This window comes from Frisingicoccus sp. (genome assembly GCA_016298055.1).
Classification (GTDB): domain Bacteria; phylum Bacillota; class Clostridia; order Lachnospirales; family Lachnospiraceae; genus Frisingicoccus.
In genome coordinates, this window is record JAEDDO010000152.1 from 1 (window position 1) to 4,429 (window position 4,429).

Sequence of the window (4,429 nt, forward strand, 5' to 3'; positions counted from 1 at the left end):
TCTAAAAACAAAAATTTAAACTTAGTTTCCAGCCATCTGTTTTGCAACTTCTTCTGCAAAGTTTTCTTCTTTCTTTTCCATACCTTCGCCTGTTTCGAAACGAACAAAACCTTTAACAGCAACTTTTGCTCCAACTTCTTTAGCTACAGCTTCAACATATTTTCCAACGGACTGTTTTCCGTCTTCTGCTTTAACATAAACCTGATCTACGAGGCAGATTTCTTTAAGCTCTTTGTTGATACGTCCTGTGATGATACCTTCGATAACCTTTTCTGGTTTCTGAGATTCCTTAGGATCGTTTTTAATCTGAGCAAGAAGAATTTCTTTTTCGTGTGCGATGTAATCTGCACTTACTTCAGAGCGGTCTGTGTACTGTGGTTTAAGAGCTGCGATCTGCATAGCTACGTTTTTACCGCATTCTACAACAGCGTCAGCTGCGGAATCTGTTGTTAACTCAACAAGAACACCGATCTTTCCGCCTGCGTGGATGTATGTTGCTACGATACCGTCAGCAGCTGTAACTTTTTCAAAACGACGAATGCTTAATTTTTCACCGATAACAGCGATCTTCTGGGATAATGCCTGTTCTACTGTTAAAGATGCATCGTCGATCCATGGCTGAGCCATAAATTCTTCGATTGTTGTTACTTCTGTAGCTAATGCCTGAGCTGCTACTCTTGCAACATAAGACTGGAATTCTGCATTCTTTGCAACGAAGTCTGTTTCACTGTTAACTTCAACGATTGCGCCTACTTTATGATCATCAGAAAGGATTGTTGCAACAAGACCTTCTGCTGCAATTCTGTTTGCCTTTTTAGCGATAGCTGCAAGACCTTTTTCTCTTAAAAATTCAACAGCTTTTTCTTTATCTCCGTTTGTTTCGTTCAGAGCTTTTTTACAGTCCATCATACCTGCTCCGGTGAGTTCTCTTAATTCTTTTACCATTGCTGCTGTAATTGTTGCCATGATTCATTCCTCCATAAATTTTATTACTTTATTCATTAACCTCCGGACCATCGCCGGTTTGTTTCATCAAATGCTTAAAAAAGCTGTCTCAAGATTAAAACTAATTTTGAGACAGCACTTTAAGTCGTTGTCCAAATTATTCAGCGATTTCCTCTGCTGCTTCTTCAACATCGTTCATCTGAACACCCTGGTTTGCTTCGATTACTGCATCTGCCATCTTGGAAACGATGAGTTTAACTGCACGGATAGCATCATCGTTACCTGGGATAACGTAATCAAGTTCTTCCGGATCACAGTTTGTATCTGCGATACCGATTAACGGAATACCTAATACATGAGCTTCCTGTACACAGATTCTTTCCTTCTTAGGATCTACTACAAAGATTGCATCTGGGATTCTCTTCATGTTCTTGATACCGCCAAGGTTTTTCTCAAGTTTTTCCCATTCTTTCTTAAGTGCAATAACTTCCTTCTTAGGTAATACATCAAATGTACCGTCTTCTGCCATAGCTTCGATCTGTTTCAGTCTGTTCACACGGCTCTGGATTGTCTTGAAGTTTGTAAGCATACCGCCAAGCCATCTCTGGTTAACATAGTACATTCCGCAACGTTCTGCTTCTGTACGGATAGCATCCTGTGCCTGTTTCTTTGTACCAACAAAAAGAATTGTACCACCGTCAGCAACGATATCTTTGATTGCATTGTATGCATCATCAACCATACCTACAGATTTCTGTAAGTCGATGATATAGATACCATTTCTCTCTGTGTAGATGTACTCAGCCATCTTAGGGTTCCATCTTCTTGTCTGATGTCCGAAATGTACGCCGGCTTCAAGTAACTGTTTCATTGAAATAACGCTCATAATAATACCTCCATTGGTTTTGCATCCGTAGGACTCACCTCTTCAGACGACCTTTTGGCACCTGTCTGAAAATCATCCTGCGTGTCATATTTTTACAAATTAGGATTATAACACAAAAGGCTCGCAATAAGCAAGCCTTTTATCACTATTGTTTTGATTTTTTTACTTTAATTTTTTTAATTCGTCAAATACAACATCGTTAATGACCTTAATATACGTTCCCTTCATACCGGAAGAACGGGATTCAATGACACCGGCACTCTCAAACTTACGCAGAGCATTGACAATAACCGAACGTGTAATGCCTACCCGGTCAGCAATCTTACTTGCGACAAGAATGCCCTCATTGCCATCCAGCTCTTCGAAAATATGAGTAATCGCTTCCAGTTCTGAGAAAGACAGTGTGCTGATTGCAGATTTTACGATCTGAAGCTTTCTTGATTCCTCCGCACTTTCTTCATTCACAGACCGGAGCATCTCCAGACCGACTACGGTTGTACCATATTCACTTAAAATAATATCATCAATTTCATAGGATGCATCATTCCTGTAAATAAATAAGGTTCCCAGACGCTCACCCGCAATCTCTATCGGCGTAATAATTGCTTCAAAAGATGACACATTATCACAGGAAAATCCAAGTGTTAATAAATTAACATTCTCCTTTGTGGACAAAACGCTCAGCAAACGTTCATTCAACATCGGATCAATATGACCGCCGACGCTATCGCAGATTAACTGCTGAATGCATGGATGCCCTGAACGGTTTTTTATACCAAGAATCTTTCCTTTTTTACTAATTACAAGAATATTTGATTCCAGTATGTCGCTCAATACTTCACATATATCATTAAAGACAACCATATTGGAATTATTATTATGAAGCAGCTTATTAATCTTACGAGTTTTGTCTAACAATTCAACGCTCATATTTATCCTCCTTTTTTATATTCTATACGCTACCAGTATTTTAACACAATTATTCAGTCAAAACAACTATTTTTCTAATTTTCACTCACAAATAAGTGAATTCGCAACAATATAAAAAAGCGATACAATTTCTAATTATCGTCAGAAATTATATCGCTTCTATATATAATATATAATGCCTGTCAGTTTTCTTTTCCTTCATTCTCAAAATACTCTTTAACCAGTTTGACAACTGTACCGGAAAGCATAAACAAGGCAATCAGGTTCGGAATCGACATCAGACCATTGAATGTTTCGGCGATGCTCCAGAGCAGCCCCAGATCGATCGTCGCACCAAGAATTGAGACAAGTGCATACACAACCATAAAAGGTTTGATTACTTTCTCCGAAAATAAAAACTCAATACAGCGCGCTCCGTAAAGTCCCCATCCGAGAATAGTGGAAAATGCGAAACAGCACATGGCCACTGCTGTAAAAATTGATACCCAATTACCATAGGTTGATGTAAATCCGAGAATCGTCAGTTCCGCGCCGGCCGCTGCACCGTAATTGACCGGAACACCGCTGCACAAAATAACCAGTGCAGTCAGTGTACAGATGACAATTGTATCCGCAAACACTTCAAAAATGCCAAAAAGTCCCTGTTTTACCGGTTTCTGCGTATCTGCACATGCATGGGCAATCGAACCTGTACCAAGACCTGCTTCATTAGAGAAAATACCGCGAGACACACCTTTTTGAATACTTATAAAAAATCCGCCCACAATACCGCCGGTCACAGCACCCGGATTAAAGGCACCATATACGATTGAATAAAGAACACCCGGAACATTCTTAATATTTAAAACAACAACACCGACGGCAAGAATCACATAGAAAAGTGCCATAAAAGGAACCAGTTTCTCCGTAACGCTTCCGATACGTTTCACACCGCCTAAAAGAACAATGGCTACAACAGCTGCAATAACAATACCCAACACAAGATTGACCGTTTTAATCGAACTGTCCGAAACCATCTGATAATTCAGCAGTGCCGAATCGATCGCTGTCGTGATCGTGTTTACCTGAGTCGCATTACCTGTACCAAAAACAGTGAGGACCCCGAAAGCTGAAAAAAGAATACCAAGCCACTGCCAGTGCTTTCCAAGACCATTTTTAATATAGTACATCGGACCGCCCACCAGATCACCCTTCTCATTACGTTCCCGAAAATGCACAGCCAGAGTTACCTCCGAAAACTTTGTACACATACCGAATAATGCAGATACCCACATCCAGAAAATCGCTCCCGGACCGCCGATCGCAATGGCTCCTGCCACTCCGGCAATATTTCCCGTACCTACCGTTGCCGCCAGAGCCGTACAGACAGCCTGAAAAGGTGTCAGCGCACCATCGGAAGCCTCACGCTTTCTGAAAATTCTGCCTAATGTCGTCCGAATAGCATACGGAAACTTTCGAATCTGAAGAAAACCCGTTCTCAGACTCAAATACAATCCGACACCTAAAATGCAGACCATGGCAGGAACTCCCCAGACAAAATTACTTACTGCGGAGTTGATCATCTCAATCGTTTCTAACATAAATTTTCCCCTTCAAAAAATATTTGAAGATAGAATAACACAAATTTTACCAAAAGTCTATTTTTTGTCCGGAAGGGAATATACTTTT

General features: G+C 40.4%; 4 protein-coding genes. All 4 read right to left on the bottom strand.

From position 1 onward, the window contains the following. Positions 1-21: 21 nt before the first annotated feature. Positions 22-966: a translation elongation factor Ts gene (tsf, locus tag QZZ35_RS09495; RefSeq protein ID WP_291235210.1), complete on the bottom strand. Its 945-nt coding sequence runs from the start codon at positions 964-966 to the stop codon at positions 22-24. Positions 967-1,102: 136 nt separating this feature from the next. Beyond that, positions 1,103-1,831, bottom strand: coding sequence for a 30S ribosomal protein S2 (gene rpsB / locus QZZ35_RS09500; RefSeq protein ID WP_291237183.1), 729 nt, complete (start codon positions 1,829-1,831; stop codon positions 1,103-1,105). 162 nt (positions 1,832-1,993) lie between these two features. Beyond that, positions 1,994-2,761 (bottom strand): GTP-sensing pleiotropic transcriptional regulator CodY, encoded by a 768-nt coding sequence (codY, locus tag QZZ35_RS09505; protein WP_291235208.1) that lies wholly within the window; start codon positions 2,759-2,761, stop codon positions 1,994-1,996. Positions 2,762-2,943: 182 nt separating this feature from the next. Then, positions 2,944-4,341 (bottom strand): alanine/glycine:cation symporter family protein, encoded by a 1,398-nt coding sequence (locus QZZ35_RS09510; protein WP_291237184.1) that lies wholly within the window; start codon positions 4,339-4,341, stop codon positions 2,944-2,946. Positions 4,342-4,429 lie beyond the last annotated feature (88 nt).

Excerpts from the sequence above, each read along its gene's own strand:
- tsf (WP_291235210.1), bottom strand. The coding sequence starts at position 966 with ATGGCAACAATTACAGCAGCAATGGTAAAAGAATTAAGAGAACTCACC.
- rpsB (WP_291237183.1), bottom strand. The coding sequence starts at position 1,831 with ATGAGCGTTATTTCAATGAAACAGTTACTTGAAGCCGGCGTACATTTC.
- codY (WP_291235208.1), bottom strand. The coding sequence starts at position 2,761 with ATGAGCGTTGAATTGTTAGACAAAACTCGTAAGATTAATAAGCTGCTT.
- QZZ35_RS09510 (WP_291237184.1), bottom strand. The coding sequence starts at position 4,341 with ATGTTAGAAACGATTGAGATGATCAACTCCGCAGTAAGTAATTTTGTC.